17 protein-coding genes are annotated in these 21056 nt (G+C 64.5%); 6 read left to right on the top strand and 11 right to left on the bottom strand.

Translation table 11 applies throughout. The features are described from left to right. Positions 1-41: 41 nt before the first annotated feature. The 5 genes from NKH29_RS10560 to NKH29_RS10540 all read right to left on the bottom strand — a co-directional run bounded on the left by NKH29_RS10560 (position 42) and on the right by NKH29_RS10540 (position 5207). Positions 42-923 (bottom strand): SMP-30/gluconolactonase/LRE family protein, encoded by an 882-nt coding sequence (locus tag NKH29_RS10560; protein WP_352481401.1) that lies wholly within the window; start codon positions 921-923, stop codon positions 42-44. Beyond that, positions 923-1561 carry a 2-dehydro-3-deoxy-6-phosphogalactonate aldolase gene (locus tag NKH29_RS10555; RefSeq protein ID WP_023718905.1) on the bottom strand — a complete coding sequence of 213 codons (639 nt, stop codon included), beginning with the start codon at positions 1559-1561 and terminating at the stop codon, positions 923-925. Before NKH29_RS10555 ends, NKH29_RS10560 begins: the two co-directional genes overlap by 1 nt. After that, positions 1558-2508: a 2-dehydro-3-deoxygalactonokinase gene (locus NKH29_RS10550; protein ID WP_352999554.1), complete on the bottom strand. Its 951-nt coding sequence runs from the start codon at positions 2506-2508 to the stop codon at positions 1558-1560. Before NKH29_RS10550 ends, NKH29_RS10555 begins: the two co-directional genes overlap by 4 nt. Beyond that, on the bottom strand, positions 2508-3275 hold the full coding sequence (locus tag NKH29_RS10545; protein ID WP_352848319.1) for an SDR family NAD(P)-dependent oxidoreductase: 768 nt from the start codon (positions 3273-3275) through the stop codon (positions 2508-2510). The genes NKH29_RS10550 and NKH29_RS10545 overlap by 1 nt, the downstream gene beginning before the upstream one ends. Positions 3276-3407: 132 nt before the next feature. Continuing rightward, a complete protein-coding gene (locus tag NKH29_RS10540; RefSeq protein ID WP_352999536.1) occupies positions 3408-5207 on the bottom strand; it encodes a GtrA family protein in 1800 nt (599 codons plus the stop codon). 130 nt (positions 5208-5337) lie between these two features. On the opposite strand from NKH29_RS10540, the gene NKH29_RS10535 reads away from it, so the two are divergent. The 5 genes from NKH29_RS10535 to NKH29_RS10515 all read left to right on the top strand — a co-directional run bounded on the left by NKH29_RS10535 (position 5338) and on the right by NKH29_RS10515 (position 10188). Beyond that, positions 5338-6345, top strand: coding sequence for a glycosyltransferase (locus NKH29_RS10535; protein WP_352999534.1), 1008 nt, complete (start codon positions 5338-5340; stop codon positions 6343-6345). A 7-nt stretch (positions 6346-6352) separates the two neighbouring features. After that, positions 6353-6727 (top strand): GtrA family protein, encoded by a 375-nt coding sequence (locus tag NKH29_RS10530; RefSeq protein ID WP_352481398.1) that lies wholly within the window; start codon positions 6353-6355, stop codon positions 6725-6727. Positions 6728-6943: 216 nt separating this feature from the next. After that, complete coding sequence (gene gshB, locus NKH29_RS10525; RefSeq protein ID WP_352481397.1) at positions 6944-7885, top strand: glutathione synthase; 942 nt, start codon at positions 6944-6946, stop codon at positions 7883-7885. 162 nt (positions 7886-8047) lie between these two features. Beyond that, the gene (locus NKH29_RS10520) at positions 8048-9580 is read left to right on the top strand and encodes a YifB family Mg chelatase-like AAA ATPase (RefSeq protein ID WP_352999552.1); all 1533 of its coding nucleotides are present in this window, start codon (positions 8048-8050) and stop codon (positions 9578-9580) included. Next, complete coding sequence (locus NKH29_RS10515) at positions 9580-10188, top strand: GNAT family N-acetyltransferase (RefSeq protein WP_352965328.1); 609 nt, start codon at positions 9580-9582, stop codon at positions 10186-10188. Before NKH29_RS10520 ends, NKH29_RS10515 begins: the two co-directional genes overlap by 1 nt. A 201-nt stretch (positions 10189-10389) precedes the next feature. Here the strand turns inward: NKH29_RS10515 and NKH29_RS10510 are convergent, their stop codons facing one another. From NKH29_RS10510 to lepA, 6 genes are all read right to left on the bottom strand, one after another. Then, positions 10390-12561: a malate synthase G gene (locus tag NKH29_RS10510; protein WP_352999532.1), complete on the bottom strand. Its 2172-nt coding sequence runs from the start codon at positions 12559-12561 to the stop codon at positions 10390-10392. Between the two features lie 290 nt (positions 12562-12851). Continuing rightward, the gene (locus NKH29_RS10505) at positions 12852-14879 is read right to left on the bottom strand and encodes a hydantoinase/oxoprolinase N-terminal domain-containing protein (RefSeq protein WP_352999530.1); all 2028 of its coding nucleotides are present in this window, start codon (positions 14877-14879) and stop codon (positions 12852-12854) included. Positions 14880-15175: 296 nt separating this feature from the next. Beyond that, positions 15176-15799: a CDGSH iron-sulfur domain-containing protein gene (locus NKH29_RS10500; protein WP_352999528.1), complete on the bottom strand. Its 624-nt coding sequence runs from the start codon at positions 15797-15799 to the stop codon at positions 15176-15178. 526 nt (positions 15800-16325) lie between these two features. Beyond that, positions 16326-16700 (bottom strand): hypothetical protein, encoded by a 375-nt coding sequence (locus NKH29_RS10495; RefSeq protein WP_502896353.1) that lies wholly within the window; start codon positions 16698-16700, stop codon positions 16326-16328. A 279-nt stretch (positions 16701-16979) separates the two neighbouring features. After that, entirely contained in the window at positions 16980-17504 is a 525-nt protein-coding gene (locus NKH29_RS10490) for a hypothetical protein (protein ID WP_352481393.1), read from the bottom strand. 173 nt (positions 17505-17677) lie between these two features. Then, positions 17678-19483 carry a translation elongation factor 4 gene (gene lepA, locus NKH29_RS10485; protein WP_352640357.1) on the bottom strand — a complete coding sequence of 602 codons (1806 nt, stop codon included), beginning with the start codon at positions 19481-19483 and terminating at the stop codon, positions 17678-17680. Between the two features lie 157 nt (positions 19484-19640). On the opposite strand from lepA, the gene NKH29_RS10480 reads away from it, so the two are divergent. Then, a complete protein-coding gene (locus NKH29_RS10480) occupies positions 19641-20693 on the top strand; it encodes a TadE/TadG family type IV pilus assembly protein (RefSeq protein ID WP_352999526.1) in 1053 nt (350 codons plus the stop codon). Positions 20694-21056 lie beyond the last annotated feature (363 nt).

Here is a 21056-nt window from a genome sequence, read left to right as displayed (position 1 = left end):
TGACCATGATCTTTTCCGAACCAAAGGTTCGGGACCATGGTCTAGCCAATCAGCACGCGCGGCTCGAAGCGACCATTGACTGGAATGTCGAGCATAAACGTCATGCCGGCTTGCGGGTCGAGCAGGCGCTGCTTCTCGCTCTTGCCGGACCAGGCGGAGGTGACCGCGATCCGGTCGGCATTCCTGCCGACAAAAGCCGGACAGGACGGCTGCGTCGCCGGCATCGCCACCGAACGGACAAGCTTGCCGTCGGGTCCATAGGCTTCGACGACGCTGCCGCCCCAGCAAGCGTTCCACAATATGCCGTCGCGGTCGAGCACCGAACCATCGATATAGCCCTTGGCCGAACGGTGATCGACGAAGACCTTCGGTTCGCCAACCGGCAGGCCGGTCGCAGGATCGCAGCCGACGCGCATCAACAGCCCGGTGCTGGTGTCGGTATAATGGGCGATGGTCCCATCTTCGGAAAAGCAGATCGAATTGGGCACCGTGAGATCCGCATAGAGCCGGCGCAGCTCGCCCTTGAAGAACCAGTAGATAGAACCGGCGGCCTTCTCCTCGCCCTTACCCATGGTGCCGACCCAGAGGGCGCCGCAAGGGTGAACGCGGGAATCGTTCGAGCGGGTGACCGTATTATCGGCCTCGATCGGCGTGTGCAGCGTCAGCTTGCCGGTCGCGACATCGCGGACATGCAGGCCGGTCTCGGTGGCGATCAGCTGGCGTTGGTCGTCGACGATGGCGATGGCGCTGGCCATCTGACCGAGCTCGTGGATTTTGACCGCACCGCCGGACAAGCGCTGTTCCAGGAGCTGGCCGTTGACGATGTCGAACCAATAGAGCGTGTCCGTGGCAGGGTCATAGCTTGGCCCCTCGCCGAGTTGGCAGACATGGTCGGAAAAAACCGAAACGATGGTCTCGCTCATCATGCCGCTCCAAACGCCGCGTCCCAGGCCACGACCGCAGCCTTCGCCCGTGCTGCCACTTCGTCGATGCTCATGCCCGGCTTGAACAGGCTGGAGCCAAGACCGAAGACGGTGACGCCGGCCGCTTTGTAGCCGGCAAAGTCCTTGTCCGAAACGCCGCCGACGGCGCCGACCAGCACACTGGCTGGCAGCACCGCGCGCATCGCCGAAATGCCCGCCGCGCCAAGCACGCTCGCCGGGAAGAATTTCAATGCCGAGGCGCCGAGCCGGATTGCTTGAAATGCCTCGGTCGGCGTGAACACGCCGGGCATCGTCACCATGCCGTACTGCATGGCACGGCCCATGACCTCGGCATCGATATTGGGGCTGACCAGCAGCCGCCCGCCGGCCTTGTGCAGACCGTCGACATCGGCGGCGGTGAGCACCGTGCCGGCGCCGACCAGCGCCGTCGGAGGAAGCGCTTCGACAATACTGGCGATGGAAACAAAAGGCTCGGGCGAGTTGAGCGGCACCTCGATTGCTTCGATGCCGGCGCCGAAGATCGCCTGGCCGATCGCCACCGCCTCGCTTGGCTTGAGGCCACGCAGGATCGCGACCAGACCCCGCTTGAGCTTTGGAAAAGGTGCGGTTTCGGTCATGCGGCAACTCCATTTTTGGCGATCATGCCATTTTCGCGCGCGGCTTCGGCAAGGCCGGCACGCACCGCCTCATCGGCGTCGACCGCCCTGAAAGCGAGCCCGGCAAGGCCGAGCGCCTCGGCATAGAGCCTGCCGAGTGCGCCCGATGCGATCAGCACGACGGGCACGGCGCTTGCCCCATAGCGGCTATTTGCCGAAGCGATCTCGCCGCCGATCAGCAGGCCGGACAGAGAGGCTGCGGCATCTTCGGGCTTCAGGTCCTGCAACAGGCTGGCGGCGCGGATCGAGAACAGTCTTGAAACGATGTCACCGCCCTCGGCCAACGCCTTCAGGCACCAGTCCCGGAAAAACGGACTTTCGGCGACAACCGGCTGCGGCGGCTCGCCCAGCGAATGGCGCAGGATCGAGTGCGCAGCCAGCACCGAAAACAGCTCGCCGGTCGGCCAGGTGCCGAAGCCGGCAATGGAACCGTCCTCGACCAGCACCCATTTCGAATGGGTGCCGGGCATGCAGACGAGGTGGCGTCCCTGTGCCGGCAAACCGGCGCCGGCAAGCTGCGTTTCCTCGCCGCGCATGACGTCAGGTGCATCGGCAAGGCGTTGGGCAAGGCCGGGCACGATGCGGATGTCGCGGCGCTGGCCGGGGATGCGGGCAGCGCCGGCGAGGATAGCGCCGATCGGCGCCGGCACGCTGACATAGGGCGCCTCCAGCCAGCCCTGGCGCGAACCGGCCATCCCGCAAATGATGACCGGCAGCGCCTCGGGGGCACCCATGGCAGCCAGATGCCCTTCGAGAACGGACGAAAATCCTTTAGCCTGGGCGGTGATCAGCCCGTCATCGCCGCGCCGCTCGGCGAGAACCTTGCCGGCGCCGTCGAGCAGCCACACCCTCATCCGGGTGGTGCCCCAGTCGACGGCCGCGACAGAAGGGGCCTTGCTCGATGAGATCACAGGAACCCCCCGTCGACGATCAGCATCTGCGCGGTCAGCATGCGTGAAGCATCCGACGCCAGGAACAGCACGGTGCCGACAACGTCTTCCGGCTGCATCACCTCTTTGATGCACTGCTTGGCGACGTGGGCGGCGAGCGCCTGTTCGGTGACCCAGAGCTTTCTCTGTCGCTCGGTGATCACCCAGCCGGGCGCGATTGCGTTGACGCGAATGCCGTCGACGCCGAGCTTGCCGGCAAGACCCTTGGTGAGGCCGACGATGCCGGCCTTGGCGGCGGTATAGGCCGGCATATCGGGATGGTTGATGAGAAACGAGGTCGAGGTGAAATTGATGATCGAGCCGCCACCGGCCCGCTTCATGCCCGGCGCCACCGCCTGTGCGCTGAAGAAATGCGGGCGCAGGTTGATGGCATGATTGTTGTCCCAGAACTCGACCGTGACGTCTTCGACGGCATGACGGTCATCCTGCGCGGCATTGTTGACCAGCACGGTCACGTCGCCATGCGCCTCGGCGGCTTTGGCAACTGATAACCGCAATGCCTCGATATCGCGTATATCGGTCTTGAGATAGAGCGGCCGCCGGCCGAGCTCCTTGTCTAACCGATCGGCCAGCGCCAGGCTCGGACGGTCGGCGATATCGATAAAGGCGACCTTTGCCCCCTGGCGGATAAATCCCTCGGTCAAGGCGGCTCCAATGCCGGAGCCGCCACCGGTGATCAGCACCGAAGCGCCTTCGAGGTCGGCAAAGCGTGCCGATGGCATCATGAATTCTCTCCCGGTCCAACGATCTCGGTCTGACCGGCGCGCATCCTATCCAGCCATGTCGGGCGGGCAAGGGCGAAAGAGTGGATAGTCGGGACTTATGTCCGACAAAAGGCCGCACGCGCCCCCGATCGATCAGCCGCCCAGCCGGACGTGGTACAATTCGACGGCGGCTCCGCTGGTCCTGGCAACCGGCTCAAGCCATTCCGGTACGCTGCCGCGCATCAACCCGGCGAGAAAACCTGCCGGCGCCTTGGCGGCGAGGAGCTTGCTTTCGGGGCTGCCGGGGCACAATGCGACGAGGCCGACGTGATGATCCGCCAGGATTGTCCTGGCATCGGCATCGGACCCAAGGAAGGCATCGAGCGCCAGCAGGTTGCCGGCGACGTTGCGATGATAAGGCCCGGCGAAGACGCGGTGTCCGGAATAGGCCAGGATCGGCGATCCGAGATTGGAAATTGCCAGCACCGTGGTGCCGGGCAGGCGGCCAAGCGCCGCAAAGGAGGCCATGCGCTGGCAAGCGACATCGGCGCCGTCGCCATTATCGGCGGCGGTATTGCTGTCCTCGAAGGCGACCGAGGTCGCCGCGGCAGCCCCAGTCCAGACGGCATTCACCGAAACCAGCCAGACGGCGGCCATGCGCAGCGCCACGCCGCGCGACGGGCTGGCCTCGGCCCGTTGACGCCATTTGGCAATCCAGGCAGCAAGCGGGATGACGGCGAAGGCGATCGAGAATGTCGAACCGCGCACCTGCCAGGCACTGACGATGAAGGCCACGACAAGCAGCGTGCCGACAAGGCTGTCCTGCCGCCGCCAGCCGCCACGGCCAAGGCGAAGCGCCATCAGCACGAGCGCGATGAGCGGCGTAGCATAGCGCGCCACCACCCCGGCCGGATCTTCAGCGAGAAGCTTGAACAGCGATTGCGCCTCGTCGATGTGATCAAGCCATAGCTCCTTGAGGCGCGGATCGAGGTTGGCATAGGGCGCTGCCAGGCATTGCGGGAACAAAAAGACGACGACTGCGGCCAATATCAGGGCAAGCAGGCCAAGCGAGGCGATGCGCCGTTGGCGCGTGCGGCCAGCGGGCTCGACCGACGCTATCGCCGCAAGGCCGGTTCCGGCAATCGCTGCGACGACGAACTGCACGGTCGAGAAGGCGTCGCATTGCGCCTGACCCCAGGCGGACGGTGCGATGGTGGCGACAAAGACGAGAGCGGACACGCCGGCAAAGCCGAGGCCGAAATCCCTGGCAATCGGCCTCTCGCCATCGGCGTCGAGGGCAAACAGCGTGGCGACAGAGGCGCCGATGGTGGCGACATAAGGCGCGGTTTCCATGCCGACGGCCAGCATCAATCCGGCGCACAGGCCGGAGAGTAGTGCCGCCGGCCTGCGCAACGGCGCTTCAAGCAGAAGGCTCAGGCTGGCCATGCTCAGCATCAGCTGGACATTGTGGTGATCGAGCGCGCCAGGCGAAAAAATGCCGAGGAAGTGCAGTGCGGCGGCGCCGACGACGACAGCGGGCAGCACGGCGCCGTCACCGGCAAAGCTGCGCGCGGTGCGAGCGGTGAAAAACACGGTCAGGCAAAAGAGCAGCGCCGGCCACAGCACTTGCGCAAAATTCTCGGCAAAGACCGTGCTCCCGGTCAGGGCCGACACGGCCGTGATGGCGGCGATCGGCGCATCGACCAGCCGCGACCAGTGCATGACGAAGCCGCCTTCCAGGCCCATCCTGTACTGGTGCAGATCGAACCAGCTTTGGCCGGCCAGCATGTCGCGAACTTCGACAAGGCGCAGCAGATTGTCGTTGTCGCCGCCGGCATTGGTCAGTTCCGGGAAACCGGCAAAGGCATTGACGGCAAGCGCCAGCAGCGTGGCAAGCAGCGCCAGCGCGATATCGGACCTCCAAATGGAGGCGCCATCGTCGGCTGTGCTCATATCAGGACCTTTGGAAGGAATACGGGGCGGTTTAAACCTAGCCTTAACAGCTTCAATAAATAGTAAAGCCGCCCCGAGCGAGGCCGGCGTTTGAGCGGTCAGGGACCTCACAGGGCATCCGGAGACGAAAATGCCACAAGAAGTGCGCCATGAGCCGAGCATCGCCGTGCTCCTGCCTTGCTACAATGAGGAGCTGACGATCGGCGAAGTGGTGCGGCGCTTTCGCGAGACGCTGCCTGCCGCCGCGATATATGTCTACGACAACAATTCGCGCGATCTGACGGCGCTCCGAGCCCGCGCCGCCGGCGCCATCGTGGTGCGCGAGCCGCGCCAGGGCAAAGGCAATGTCGTGCGCCGCATGTTCGCCGACATCGAGGCCGACATCTACCTGATGGCCGACGGCGACGGCACCTATGCGCCGGAGGACGCGCCGCAACTGATCAACACGCTGCTGACCGAGCGCTCCGACATGGTGGTGGGCACCAGGCGCGGCGTCGCCGACGATGCCGGCAGGACTGGCCATGCCTTCGGCAACCGCATCTTCAACAGCCTCTACAAGCGGCTGTTCAGCTCGGACTTTACCGATATCTTCTCGGGGTACCGCGCCTTCACCAGGCGCTTCGTCAAGAGCTTTCCCGCCGTTTCCGGCGGTTTCGAGATCGAGACCGAAATGTCGGTGCACGCCTCGCAGCTCAAATTGCCGGTCAGCGAGATCGGGCTCGACTATGGCCGCCGGCCGGAAGGCTCCTCGTCGAAGCTGTCGACCTTTCGCGACGGCGCGAAGATCCTGTGGATGTTCGCCATGCTGATGAAGGAGACACAGCCGCTGCGTTTCTTCGGCGCTTTTTCGGTGTTCTTCCTGGCATCGAGCCTGTTCCTGATGGCGCCGGTGCTGATCGAGTTCGCCGAAACCGGGCTTGTGCCGCGCATGCCGACCTGGGTGCTGTCGGTCGGGCTGCTGCTGCTGTCGATGCTGGCGGCGGTGACCGGGGTAATCCTCGATTCGGTGTCGCGCGGCCGGGCCGAGCAGAAGCGCATCTTCTATCTGTCGATGCCTTCCGGTCGCGTCGAACGTGAACGTGCAAGCGCCCTCGCGACTTTGAAGGCCGGACCGGGCAAGACCCCGCGCGCGGCCTAGAGCCTGAATGGGACGCCTCGCCCGCTTCATTTTCGCCGGCGGCATCGGCTTCGTCGCCGACGCGGCGGCGCTTTGGCTGGTGCTGGCGATAACACCGCTCGGACCATTCGCGGCTCGCATCATTTCGATCGGTTTTGCCCTGTCCGTCACCTGGTTGATCAACCGCCATCTGACGTTTTCGCCTTCCAGCCGCGGCATCGCGCAGGAGGGCGCACGCTATGGCGGCGTCGGCATTGCCACCAGCGTCGTCAATTATCTCGTCTATTGCGCCACGCTGTTCGCGCTGCCGATGGTGTCGCCGCTCATCGCCCTTGCGGTCGCCTCGCTGATTGCCATGGCGCTGTCCTTCCTCGGCTATTCCAAGCTGGTCTTCGATCGCTGACGGCGCATCGCATTGGGATCTGCGCCAAACGAAGCGCAGCCTCATCATGACCTTGGCCGATTGGCAGAAGCCGCCGATTTCCTTATATCGCTGTCGTCGATGCATCGGCGCGAAAATCGGAATCGATTTTCGGACAGCACGATGCATGGATTCAAAAGTGTTGGAGCGTACTTTGTGCATCCAAGTGGATCGCTCCAAGTGCGCCGGAGAGCCGCAATGCCCCTGAAAGTCGCCGTCCAGATGGACCACATCTCCACCGTGTCGATTGCCGGCGACACGTCGTTTGCGCTGTCGCTGGAAGCGCAGCGGCGCGGCCACCAACTGTTCCACTACACGCCCGACCGGCTGTCGCTGCGCGACGGCAAGGTGTTTGCCCGCATCGAGGCGATGCAGGTCCGCGACGAGAAGGGCAATCATTATTCGCTGGGCGAGAAGGTGCGCACCGACCTTTCGGAAATGGACGTCATCCTTTTGCGGCAGGATCCGCCGTTCGACATGAACTACATCACCACCACGCATATCCTCGAGTGCATCCATCCGAAGACGCTGGTGGTCAACGATCCGGCCTGGGTGCGCAACAGCCCGGAAAAGATCTTCGTCACCGAATTTCCCGACCTGATGCCGGACACGCTGATCACCAAGGACCCGCTCGAGGTCGCAGCCTTCCGCAAGGAGTTCGGCGATATCATCGTCAAGCCGCTCTACGGCAATGGCGGCGCCGGCATCTTCCATCTGCATGAGGCCGACCGCAACCTAGCCTCGCTGCTCGAAATGTTCGGCCAGATGTTCCGCGAACCGTACATCGTGCAGCGCTACCTGAAGGAGGTGCGCGCCGGCGACAAACGCATCATCCTGATTGACGGCGAGCCGGTCGGCGCCATCAACCGCGTGCCGGCCGAGCACGATTCGCGCTCCAACATGCATGTCGGCGGCCGTGCCGAAAAGACCGAGCTGACGGAGCGCGAACGCGAGATCTGTGCCCGCATCGGCCCCTCGCTGAAGGAGCGCGGCTTCATCCTCGTCGGCATCGACGTCATCGGCGACTACATGACCGAGATCAACGTGACCTCACCGACCGGCATACGCGAAGTGCAGCGCTTCGGCGGCGCCGACATCGCCAGCCTGTTCTGGGATGCCGTGGAGGAGAAGCGCACCTAGCCTCGCTTCGCGAGCGGCCGCGTTGCAAACCATTGCAGCCGTTGCGCTCAGCTGTTCCCCAAATGTTCTTGCCTTCGCCGGAAATCTGTGGTTGTCTCGGGTGACGCCGTTCGCGGCATGATCGCAAAGGCTTGGGGCAAAGCCTGCATCCGGGGTGAAGACATGGTGGCGCGGGTTCGCACGGTTGCTTTCCAGGGCATCGAGGCCGTGCCGGTCGACGTGCAGGTGATGATCGCGCCGGGCAAGGTCAACATGCACATCGTCGGCCTGGCCGACAAGGCGGTGGCCGAAAGCCGCGAGCGGGTGCAGGCGGCGCTGCATGCATCCGGCCTGTCGATGCCATCGAAGAAGGTCACCGTCAATCTGGCGCCGGCCGACCTGCCCAAGGAGGGCAGCCATTACGATCTGCCGATCGCGCTCGGTTTGATGGCGGCACTGGGCGCCATTCCGGGCGACATGCTGGCCGGCTATGTCGTGCTTGGCGAATTGTCGCTCGACGGCACTATTGCCGCGGTGGCCGGCGCGCTGCCGGCGGCGATCGGCGCCAATGCCGAAGGCAAGGGCCTGATCTGCCCGTTCGCCTGTGGCCCGGAAGCCGCCTGGGCCGGCAAGGATTTCGACATATTGGCGCCGCGCAGCCTGATTGCCATCGCCAATCATTTTCGCGGCACGCAGGTTCTGTCGCGGCCGGAAGCCGGCATCCATACTTCGGCGCGCGACTTGCCCGACCTTGCCGACATCAAGGGCCAGGAGACCGCCAAGCGGGCGCTGGAGGTGGCGGCCGCCGGCGGTCACAACCTCTTGATGGTCGGGCCGCCGGGGTCGGGAAAATCGATGCTGGCGCAGCGGCTGCCGTCGATCCTGCCGCCGCTGGCGCCGAGGGAATTGCTCGAAGTCTCGATGATCGCCTCGGTGGCCGGCGAGCTCGGCGAAGGCAAACTCACCGACCGGAGGCCGTTCCGGGCACCACACCATTCGGCCTCGATGGCGGCGATGGTCGGTGGCGGCCTGCGCGTGCGGCCGGGCGAGGCCTCGCTTGCCCATCACGGCGTGCTGTTCCTCGACGAGTTTCCCGAATTCTCGCCGCAGGCGCTCGATGCGCTGCGCCAGCCGCTGGAGACCGGCGACTGCATGATCGCGCGCGCCAATCATCGCGTCACCTATCCGGCGCGTATCCAACTGGTCGCGGCGATGAACCCGTGCCGCTGCGGCATGGCCGGCGAGCCGGGCTATCGATGCCTACGCGGCGACCGCTGCCGCACCGACTACCAGGCGCGCATTTCCGGCCCGCTGCTCGATCGCATCGATCTCAGGATCGAGGTGCCGGCGGTCTCGGCCAGCGATTTGATCCGGCCGGACCGGGCGGAGAAGAGTGCAGCCGTGGCACTTCGCGTGGCGCGGGCGCGGACGATCCAGCGTGAGCGTTTCGAACGGCTCGGCGCGACCTCCGCCACCACCAACGCGCATTGCTCGCCGTCGGTCATCGAGGAGATCGCCATGCCCGATGCCGCCGGCCTGTCGCTGCTGAGGGACGCCAGCGAAAAGCTCGGCTTTTCCGCCCGCGCCTATCATCGGGTGCTGAAGGTGGCGCGGACGCTAGCCGATCTCGAGGCCAGCGAGACGGTCGGCCGCGTCCATCTGGCCGAAGCAATTTCCTACCGCATGAGCTCGGAGCGGATGGCGCAGGCGGCGTAGTGCTTCTGCTGCTCGCTGGAAGTACGGTTGCGGGTTCGCGCCCGATGATCGCATATGTTACGGTCATGCACCTAACCGGGGCTGAGGCGGGGATGATTTCTGTTTCGCCGGCACGCAGTGCCGAAGACTTCGAGACCATGGCCGGGCTTTGCCGCAAGCTTGCACAATGGGATGTCGACGCCGTGCAGCCTTACGGCGTCTCGGAGGAGGACGTGAGGACCATCTTCCACCCCGAAAGGAGCGGCAGTTCGCTGGCAGCGAAGTTCGGCGCGCCAGATGCCATGGCGTTTATCGCGCGATCGGAGAACCTACCGGCGGGCTGCCTCGCCTTTGACCAGTTCGACGACCATACGGCGGAGATTCACAAGTTTTTTGTCGACGCGTCGTTTCGCGGAAAAGGAATCGGCCGTGCGCTGATGGGGGCCGCGCTGGCGGAGATCCGGAAAGGCCGAATCCGGACGGTATTGATCCACACGACGTTCTACATGAAAAACGCCATTGCCGTGTATGAGTCGTTCGGCTTCAGGCCCTGCCCGCCCTTCCGTGAAACCCCGGAGCCGGTCAGACATACCGATATTTTCATGTCGTGCTCGATCTCGCCCGCGTGAGGTTAGAGGCAGCCGCGGTGTGGAGGACGCGGCGTCCCTCGACTTGCCCTATTTTTGGAAATCGAACCTAGGCCCCGATGATCCTCTTCCTGAGGCGCATCGTCAGAATGGGCGTTGGCGCACTTCATGCAGGACCCCTCCCGGCCCTTCGGGTCACCCTGCCCTCAAGGGGAGGGGGACGCCGGCTCCCGCGCCTTCGCTTCAGGCGCCTTGCTTCGCCTTCAGTTCCAGCCGCCGCGCGTGAAGGACCGGCTCGGTGTAGCCGTTGGGCTGGATGCGGCCTTTGAAGACGAGGTCGCAGGCGGCGAGGAAGGCGATGGACTTGTCGAAATCCGGTGCCATCGACCGGTAGAGCGGATCGCCTTGGTTCTGGCGGTCGACAATCGCCGCCATGCGCTTCATCGTTTCCATGACCTGCTCGGGCGTGCAGACGCCGTGGTGCAGCCAGTTGGCGATGTGCTGCGAGGAAATGCGCAGCGTGGCACGGTCCTCCATCAGGCCGACGTCGTTTATATCTGGCACTTTCGAGCAGCCGACGCCCTGGTCGATCCAGCGCACGACGTAGCCCAGAATTCCCTGCGCGTTGTTGTCGAGCTCCTTCTGGATGTCTTCGGGCGACCAGTTCGGCCGCACCGCGACCGGCACCGACAAGATGTCGTCGAGCCTGGCCTTGGGCCGGCTCTTCAGCGCCTGCTGCACGGCGTGGAGGTCGACCTTGTGGTAGTGCGTGGCGTGCAGGGTTGCCGCCGTCGGCGACGGCACCCAGGCGGTGTTGGCGCCGGCCTTGGGATGCGCGATCTTTTCCTTGAGCATCGCCGCCATCAGGTCGGGCATCGCCCACATGCCCTTGCCGATCTGGGCGTGGCCGGCCAACCCGCATTCCAGGCCGGTATCGACGTTCCAGGCTTCATAGGCGGCAATCCAGGCGGCCTGCTTCATGTCGCCCTTGCGGATCATCGGGCCGGCTTCCATCGAGGTGTGGATCTCGTCGCCGGTGCGATCGAGGAAGCCGGTGTTGATAAAGACGACGCGGTCCCTGGCGGCGCGGATCGCCTCCTTGAGGTTGACGGTGGTGCGCCGCTCCTCGTCCATGATGCCCATCTTGATGGTGTTTTTCGCCATGCCGAGCAGCGCCTCGACGCGGTCGAAAATCTCGACGGCGAAGGCGACTTCGTCGGGGCCATGCATCTTGGGCTTCACGATGTACATCGAGCCGGCGCGAGAATTGGCGCGGCGCCCGTTGGGGCCAACATCGTGCAGCGCGATCAGCGCCGTCATCGCCGCATCCATGATGCCTTCCGGCACCTCGTTGCCGTCGCGGTCCGATATCGCCGGATTGGTCATGAGGTGGCCGACATTCCTGACCAGCATCAGCGAGCGGCCGGGCACGGTCAGCGTGCCGCCATCGGGCGCGGTATAGGCGCGGTCGGGGTTGAGCCTCCGGACAAAGCTCTTGCCGGCCTTGGTGATCTCTTCCGCCAGGTCGCCCTTCATCAGGCCGAGCCAGTTGCGGTAGACCAGCACCTTATCCTCGGCATCGACGGCGGCCACCGAATCCTCGCAGTCCTGGATGGTGGTCAGCGCCGATTCCAGCACGACATCGGCAATGCCGGCCGGATCGGTGCGGCCGATCTGGTTGTTGCGGTCGACGACGATTTCGATGTGCAGGCCATTCCTGGTCAGCAGGACGGCATCGGGGTCGGCTGCATCGCCGCGATAGCCGGCAAACTGCTTGGGGTCGGCAAGCGTGGTGGCGCCGCCGCCCTCGCCCAGCCGCAACATGCCGTTGGCCACCGAAAGCCCGTTCACGCCAGCCCATTTGCCTGTCGTGAGCGGCACCGCCTCGTCGAAGAAGCTTTTCGCCCAGGCGACGACCTTGGCGCCGCGCGCCGGATTGAATTTGTTGCCTCGCTCGGCGCCGTCCGTCTCCGGGATGGCGTCGGTGCCGTAGAGCGCATCATACAGTGAGCCCCAGCGCGCATTGGCGGCATTCAGCGCATAACGCGCATTCATCACCGGCACCACCAACTGCGGCCCGGCGACCAGCGCGATTTCCGGGTCGACATTTTCGGTCGTCACGCTGAAGGCCGGCCCCTCGGGCAGGAGATAGCCGATCTCGCGGAGGAAGCTCTTGTAGGCCTCCATGTCGACGGGCGCGCCATTGTCGCGGTACCAGCGGTCGAGCTTGTCCTGCATGGCATCGCGTTTTTCGAGCAGCGCCCGGTTTTTTGGCGAGAGATCATGGACGATCGCCGAAAAACCGCTCCAGAATGCCTCCGCTTCAATGCCGGTGCCCGGCAACGCCTCGTTCACGACAAAATCATGAAGCTGGCGGGCAATCCGCAATCCGGCGATCTCGACGCGATCGGTCATCAGGGCTTCTCCAGGCGAAGGGCTAGGCCGGGCCTTTGGCATGTCGCGGTTGCAGGGTCAATTCGGCATAGGTGAAGGTAGGGCGTTTTCGCCGTTGCAGGAGCTGCCAATCTCCCCACTTGTGGGGGAGATGCCCGGCAGGGCAGAGGGGGGCGTGAAGGATCGCCGACCTTGCCATTTACGACCAGCCGCAAGTCTGAGGTGTTACCGCGAAAGACTGAGACGTTGGCGGGACAGCGCCCCCCTCTGTCCTGCCGGACATCTCCCCCTCGAGGGGGGAGATCGGCTAATCACACCGCAATCCTTGGCCTGCCCGACGCGACCGCCACGACATGCGCCTCGATGAACATGCGCTGGCCCTCGACGGTGGAGACGCGGAACTCGCTGGCGATTTCGATCTCGGCGCTGTCGGTGCCGGCGTCCTTCGCCCGCCCGGCGGCAATAGCGCGCACATCTCTCTCCGCCGCGGCGATCGCCGCCGCCTCGTCGTTGAAATCGCGCACGCTTTCGCCTGAGGCGACACGGAACAGCCCTTCCTTGGGCTGGCTGACCCGCGCCTCAGCCGAAACCCGGACCTGGCCGACGACGGCGCCGAGCGCATTGGCCACATCGGTATCCTCAGGCACCACGCAGTCATTGCCGACCAGCTCGGCCAGGCCGGCATAGTGCAACGGCGCCGAGGCGCCGAGGCCGATGACCGGACGGTCGAGCGCGACGCTGAGCCGGGCGATGCCGGGATGGGCGTCGACGGCGCGCTGGACCAGCGCGTGGGCGACGGTCGCCGCGCCATCCAGCCCATCCTCGGCGAAGGCGGTCTCGAGGATGACTTCCGCCGACAGGCGGGTCAGCGTGGTCAGCACCCGTTCCGAGATCGCCTCCGGCGAGGCGGCGATGAACTGGCCGCGGCCGTCACGCCTGCGCGCGAACAGCTCGGCACCCAGACGCGCCGCGGCCGGATCCCAATTGGCCTGCCTGCCCAGCACATGCGCGGCATCCGACGGCGTGAAGCCGGCGACATGCACCAGCCCGCGCGACACCAGCCGGTTCAAGGTGGCGTTCTGGGCATTCGAAGTCAGCAATCTGTCGAGAGCCTGCGGCACGGCACCGATCAGCTCGTAAAGCTTGGCTTCGGCACCGGTCAGTCCGGCCGCGAGCCGCTCCGGCACGCCGGTGCGCACCGCGAGGCGGCCATCCATGCGGCCGGGATTAGGTGCGCGCAGCTGGCGTTCCAGTTCTGATGTGACGGCGTCGCCATGCACCATGCCGGCCAGCGCCAGCGGCACCAGGCGGCGCGGCCCGAGCAGGATTTTCGGGCTGAGCGCGCCGTCCTCCAGTGCCACTTCGGAATCGCCGCCGAGGCCAAAAGTGCGCATGGCGACGGCCTCGACCATGGTGCGGAAGCCGCCGACGGTCGCGCCTTCCGGATCGAGCCGCGGCCGGCCCTTGTCGAGCACGGCGACGTCGGTGGTGGTGCCGCCGATGTCGGAGACCACCGCATCGTCGAGTCCGGTCATGTGGCGGGCGCCGACAAGACTGGCGGCCGGGCCGGACAGGATCGTCTCGATCGGCCGCTGGCGGGCAAAGGCGGCCGAGACCAGCGCGCCGTCGCCGCGCACCACCATCAGGGGGGCGGCGATGTTGCGCGCGGCCAAAAAACCTTCGGTTGCCGCGACCAGCCGGTCGATCATCGAGATCAGCCTGGCGTTGAGCAAGGTCGTCAGTGCCCGGCGCGGGCCGCCGAGCTTGGCCGACAGCTCGTGGCTGGCGGTGACCGGCAGGCCGGTCCTGTCGCGGATCAGGTCGCGGGCGGCAAGCTCATGCGCCGGATTGCGCGTGGCGAAGTAGGCGCAGACGGCAAAGCCGGACACCGACTTTTCCAATTCCGGCAAAGCTGCCTCCAGCCCGGACAGATCGAGTTTTGCCGCGTTGCCATGGACATCGTGGCCCCCGGCGCCGAACACCACGGGATCGGTGCCGAGCGCCGCCTTCAGCCCGTCGCGGGCAAGGTCGCCTTCGGCAAAGCCGATCATCACCAACGCGACGCGGCCGCCTTGGCCCTCGACCAGCGCATTGGTGGCGAGCGTCGTTGACATCGACACCAGTTTTATCGCTGCAGGGTCGGTGCCGGCTTTTTGCAGCACCGCATCGACCGCGCCCGATATGCCGACCGCCAGGTCATGGCGCGTTGTCAGCGCCTTGGCCTTGGCCAGCACTTTTCCGCCGGGGCCGCCGGCCTCCGACCACAGCACCGCGTCGGTGTAGGTGCCGCCGGTGTCTATGCCGAGGAACAGGGGGGAGGGTTTGAGCTTGGCGGTCATTGGCGGGTCCGGAGAATTCGTCTCCGCCCCTTAGCGGATACCGGCCGATCGATAAAGCCGCGATGGCTGGGCCACGGGCGAACACGCTGCAGGCTCGCCCAATGCCGGCGGGACAGCACCCCCTCTGTCCTGCCGGACATCTCCCTCTCAAGGGGGGAGATTGGGTGTCACCCACGCTCTCGCAAATTTTCAACGCTGCAAACAGGGTGGCCGCCGGCGAAGCTGCCAATCTCCCCCCTTGAGGGGGAGATGTCCGGCAGGACAGAGGGGGGTGTGACGGATCGCAACCTTGGCAATTACCCGACAAACCCCACGCGCTTGTGGCTGCCATCGCAGAACGGCTTGTTGGCGGAGTGGCCGCAGCGGCAGAGGAAGGTGCGTTGTGTGCGGTCGACCGTGTGGCCGGTGCCGGTGACGATTTCGACATTGCCCTCCAGCTTGAGCGGGCCATTGGTGGTCGGCGTGACGGTCAGCGGGCCATCCCGCGCTTCCAGCGCCGGCGTATCCTTCAACGGCGGCTCGCCGGTGGCGGTGAAGCCTGCCTTGGCGTGGCTGCCGTCGCAGAACGGCTTGTTTTCCGAGGCGCCGCAGCGGCAGAGCGTGGCGCGGTAAAATGTTTCGCCGCCCAGCACGATCTCGGCATGCACGGCCAGCGGGCCGTTTTCCCTTATGCGCACAATGTTGACCACCGGCGGCTGTTCCTGCGGCCCGCCATCCTTGCGGACATAGGTGATGGCGCCGGACGGGCAGCCTTCGGCGAGCGCCACGATCTTCTCGACGCTGGCCGCCTCGGGGTGGATCCACTGGTCGGGCGCATTGGGCACGAAGACACGCGGATCGCCAAGCACGCAGTTGCGCGAATGGATGCAACGTTTTCCCGAAAAGCCGATCTCTATGTTTTCGCCTTCGACCACTGCCATGGGTGGGATCTCCTCTCGGACTACGCTATGGCGACGGCCAGGACGACGTCAAGGCAGCATTCTCCACCTCGTGAGGGCCGACCTCGGGCGCGGCGGGAAGGGACTTCGCATTTTTTGCTCGCAGCACTACATTTTGTTCTTGCTTTGTGCCGGCAGCTATGCTACTAATTAGACTATGGTGCCAATTGGCTCCAACGACCCGCCCCACCGAGGCGGGTTTTTTGTTTCAGCTTTGAATTCCGGCGTTGCCGGCCGACGCTGGTGGGACAGCGCTCCGCTGCTATGGCCTCTGTACGACCACCTGGCCCACAAGGGTGAGGCAATCGCATACAGGAGTCCCCCTCATCCGGCCGCTTCGCGGCCACCTTCTCCCCGAGGGGAGAAGAGGCTGGCGCCAGTGCAGGCGACTCCTCTCCCCTCGGGGAGAGGTCGGATTGCCCCGAATTCCCCTTCGCAATTCGGTTGGCAATCCGGGTGAGGGGGCGCTTGCCGATGTGCAATAGCCCTCGAACAAAAGGGAGACAGTTCACGGAACCAGATCGATTTCCTCGGTCTCGCCGCCACTGCAGGTGTAGCAGCAATCGTCGCATTTTTCCGCGTTGGCCGGGCCGACACCCCAATAGGTATTCTCGTCACCATCGACCCAGGCGCCGTAGCAGATCGATTCGCCGTCATTGCAGGACAGCGGGATCGACTTGGTCTCGCCGTCGTTGAGATAATAATCCTGATTGTTGCCCGGCCAGACGTGGTCGCGGTCCTGGCTGTACAGTTCGACGCGCATGGCGTTGGGATGGCTGTTCTTGATCTCGAACGTGACATCGCCGGCATGCGCGACGGGCGCAAACAATCCGACGATGAACAGCGCAGCGGCAACGCGGCGCGCGAAAGCGTAAGACAACATGATGATTCCCCCCGGAATGAAACGGCCTGCTCGGCCGCGCGGGGGAACATGGCATGGCGGGTTGAACGGTGGAAGAGGTGATTGCGGCATTTGCGTCGCAAGACGCGCGAGGCTGCCAAGGAAGAACCCTCTCCGGTTTGCTTCGCAAACCACCTCTCCCCACTTCGTGGGGCGAGGAAACCGCCAATCGCCGAAGCCTCACAAGACCTGGGTTCCTCGCCCCCACATGGTGGGGGAGAGGTGGCCGCGAAGCTGCCGGAGAGGGGCGGTCCGACGGGCTCAACGATCGGGCTTCAGCAGGGTCCATATCCAGCCGATGAATGTGAGCACCAGGAAGGGATATCCGGCAGCGGGCAGCGGCGCCGAGGTCGGCAGCAAAGGGGTGCCCCAGAGGATCAGGCCCACTGAGACGACGAACAGCACAGCCGCCACGACAGCGGTGAGCCGCATCCACAGGGCGAAGGTTTTCGGCGCGCTGACCATGACCAGCGCCGCCGCCCAGAGCGAGATACCGCCGACATAGGAGGGCACGCTGGCCTCAAGCCCCGCCGCATTGCCGGCGAGCAGCAGGCTCTCGCCGGCGAGAAAGGTCAGAAATCCGGCCGCCACGCAGTCATTGCCCAGCCGCTGATATTTCATCGTCAGCAGCGCGGTTGCTACCACCAGTGCGACGCCGTCGATCGTCCAGAGTGTTTCGCGAAGGGACGCGCTTTCGACGAAGGTGCCGACGAGGCCCATCGCGCCGCCGATGGCAAGGCCGATCGCGGCGATCGTGTCGGAGATAGCAGGGCTGGCGGGACGCATCGGGACCTCCCTTCCAAGCTCAAGGATACTTCAAGACGGGACCTTCTCCAATGGCGGCCCGCTGCCTAAAGCGAAGGGCATTGGCCGGCGCATATTTAATCGCATCGGGAGGCGGTTCGGTCAGCTCGAAATTGGGAACAGCCCGGCCACGGGGGAAATGGGCGTAACCCCGTTCAATCGCCCATCTTCAGCGCCTGGATAAACGCCTCCTGCGGGATATCCACCTTGCCGAACTGGCGCATCCGCTTCTTGCCCTCTTTCTGCTTGTCGAGCAGCTTGCGCTTGCGCGAGACGTCGCCGCCGTAGCATTTGGCGGTGACGTCCTTGCGCAGCGCCGAGATCGTTTCGCGGGCGATGACCTTGCCGCCGATCGCCGCCTGGATCGGGATTTTGAACAGATGGTGCGGGATCAGCTCCTTCAGCTTCTCGCACATCTGGCGGCCGCGCTTTTCCGCCGCCGTGCGGTGGACCAGCATCGACAGCGCGTCGACCGGCTCCTCATTGACCAGGATCGACATTTTCACCAGGTCGCCTTCCTTGTAGTCGGTCAAATGATAGTCGAAGGAGGCGTAGCCCTTGGAGATCGACTTCAGACGATCGTAGAAGTCGAAGACCACCTCGTTGAGCGGCAAATCGTATATCAGCATGGCGCGCTTGCCGACATAGGACAGGTCGGCCTGGATGCCGCGCCGGTCCTGGCATAGCTTCAGGATGCCGCCGAGATAGTCGTCGGGGGTGAGGATGGTGGCGCGGATCCATGGCTCCTCGATGGCGGAGATCTTGACCACGTCGGGCATGTCGGCCGGGTTGTGGAGTTCCTTGACCGTGCCGTCGTTCAACAGCAGGCGGTAGACGACGCTGGGCGCGGTGGCGATGAGGTCGAGGTTGAACTCGCGCTCCAGCCGCTCCTGGATGATTTCGAGATGCAAGAGGCCGAGGAAGCCGCAGCGATACCCGAAGCCGAGCGCGGCGCTGGTTTCCATTTCAAAGGAGAAGGACGCGTCGTTGAGGCGCAGTTTGCCGACGGCGGCGCGCAGGTCTTCGAAATCGGCGGCGTCGACGGGGAACAGGCCGCAGAACACCACCGGCTGCGCCGGCTTGAAGCCGGGCAGGGCTTGTGCCGTCGGGCGCTTGTCTTCGGTGATGGTGTCGCCGACGCGGGTATCGGCAACCTCCTTGATCGAGCCGGTGAAGAAACCGAACTCGCCGGGGCCGAGCTCGTCGACATTGATGCGGGCGGGCGTGAAGACGCCGGTGCGCTCGACCAGGTATCTGGCGCCGGTGCCCATCATGCGGATGGTCTGGCCCTTCTTCAGCACGCCGTCGATGATGCGGACCAGCACGATGACGCCGAGATAGGCGTCGTACCAGGAGTCGACCAGCATCGCCTTCAATGGAGCCGTGATGTCGCCCTCGCGCGGCGGCGGCAGATCGTTGACGATCGCCTCGAGCACATCGGGAATGCCTAGCCCGGTCTTGGCCGAGATCAGCACGGCGTTGGAGGCGTCGATACCGATCACCTCCTCGACCTGCTCGCGGATGCGCTCGGGCTCGGCGGCGGGCAGGTCGACCTTGTTCAGCACCACGACGATCTCGTGGTTGTTGTCGATGGCCTGGTAGACATTGGCCAGCGTCTGCGCCTCGACCCCTTGCGAGGCATCGACGACCAGCAGCGAGCCCTCGCAGGCGGCAAGCGAGCGCGACACTTCATAAGCGAAGTCGACATGACCGGGCGTGTCGATCAGGTTGAGGATATAATCCTCGCCATTGTTGGCGCGGTATTTCAGCCGCACCGTCTGCGCCTTGATGGTGATGCCGCGCTCGCGCTCGATGTCCATCGAGTCCAGCACCTGCTCCTTCATGTCGCGCAGCTCCAGCCCGCCGGTCGACTGGATCAGCCGGTCGGCAAGCGTGGATTTGCCGTGGTCGATATGGGCAACGATGGAGAAATTGCGGATGTTTTTGATCGGCGTGGTCATGCGGCGCGCTTTAGCAGGGGCACGCTGCATGGGCAAGCGGCGGGGCGCGGGAGCGGCGGCGGGGGCCAAAGTCGTTAAACTTTGATCCATGAGATTAGAGCATAGTTTGCGCCCGGCGTGATAGCCCACCGGTCTATCGCCGTTTCGGGGGATCGGAATGCCGCTGTCCGCACGCAAATTTCTCAACTCGGTGAGCGGCTCGTTCGCGCCAATGCTCGCCATCTTGCTTATGCCGATGGTTGCCGCATTGGGTTTTTCCATCGACTATACCTCGGCGGTTTCAACCAGGGCCTCGATGCAGAACGCGCTCGATGCCGCGTCGCTGTCGATCACGACGCTGGAGACGACCACGACGTTGGCGGACCGCCAGGTGAAGCTGCAGGAGTCATACCTGGCCAATGGCGGGCAAGGCACGGCCAAGCTCGACAGCTTCGTCGTCGCCACCGACGGCACTGCCAGCATCAAGGCTTCGGCTGGCTTCGCCATGCCGACGAGTTTCATGCAGATCGCCAAGATCAACACGGTGCAGGTCGGCGTCGCGTCGGCCGTAACAAAGCGGCCGGCATTGGTGGAGGCCACGTTCAAGGTCGACAATATCTCGGGCTATTGGAACAAGACGATGACGCTCTATGGCACCAAATTCGCTGAGACGACTGCCAACAAGCTGATGAAGATCGACTACACATACAACGGTTATGGCGATCCTAAGGGCTACGGCACGGCCAGCGTGTATACGGTCAACGGAACGACGACCACGCTCGTCCAGCAGCAAGTATGCGCGACCACCACAGTGCTCAGCTTCTACGGCTTACCCAGAACCACGATCACTCAGACCGACTCATACGGCAGGAAATACGCAACCACCTGCGTCAGCACGATGTATCCCGCGACGAGTGCCGGTGCGGTGATCGACGTCAGCCAGATGGACCAGCTGTACCTGCGGATGGATGTGCCGTCCGGCAATCCATCCGTGCTCAAATCGAACGATCCGGCGACATCGAACCGGCTTTACGCCGACGGCGTCGAAATTGCGAACGGAGAAACCGTCGATATCTTCACGCTTGTGCCATGCGGCCAGAGCAGCAAACAGGCTTGGGAAGATGGCGGCAATCCCGTACCGGCAGCCATTTCGAATGCCGACTTCTTCTACACGGTGACCGGCAAGTGCGCCTTCAACAAGCGGCCTTCGGAAACTGTGCTTACACAATAGCCGGGCCGCGTGCCGATCTCCCCCCGTGTGGGGGAGATGGCCGGCAGGCCAGAGGGGGGCGCTGTCCCGCGGCTCTCGTAATTTGCAAATCTGGCAATCTCCAATCCGCTTGGCCCATCCTAGCATCGAGTTGGCGTCGCTCGGCGTCCAAGAGTTGCACCTAAGCTGATGCTCTATGGCGCCCCCCTCTGTCCTGCCCTCTTTGCCACCACTTGACATCTCCCCCACAAGGGGGAGATCGGATGTCGCCTCGGCTCTCGCCAATCCCTAAGACGAAAAAACTTGGACTTCTCCTCAATCACGAAGCGGTGATGCTGTAACGAACCGTGCGTCGGCGGCGAAGTTTGGACATGGAACCGCACA

Source organism: Mesorhizobium sp. M1295, from assembly GCF_040318135.1.
Lineage (GTDB): Bacteria > Pseudomonadota > Alphaproteobacteria > Rhizobiales > Rhizobiaceae > Mesorhizobium.
Note: the sequence above shows the minus strand (reverse complement) of the source record. Positions and strands in the feature narration are given on the sequence as shown.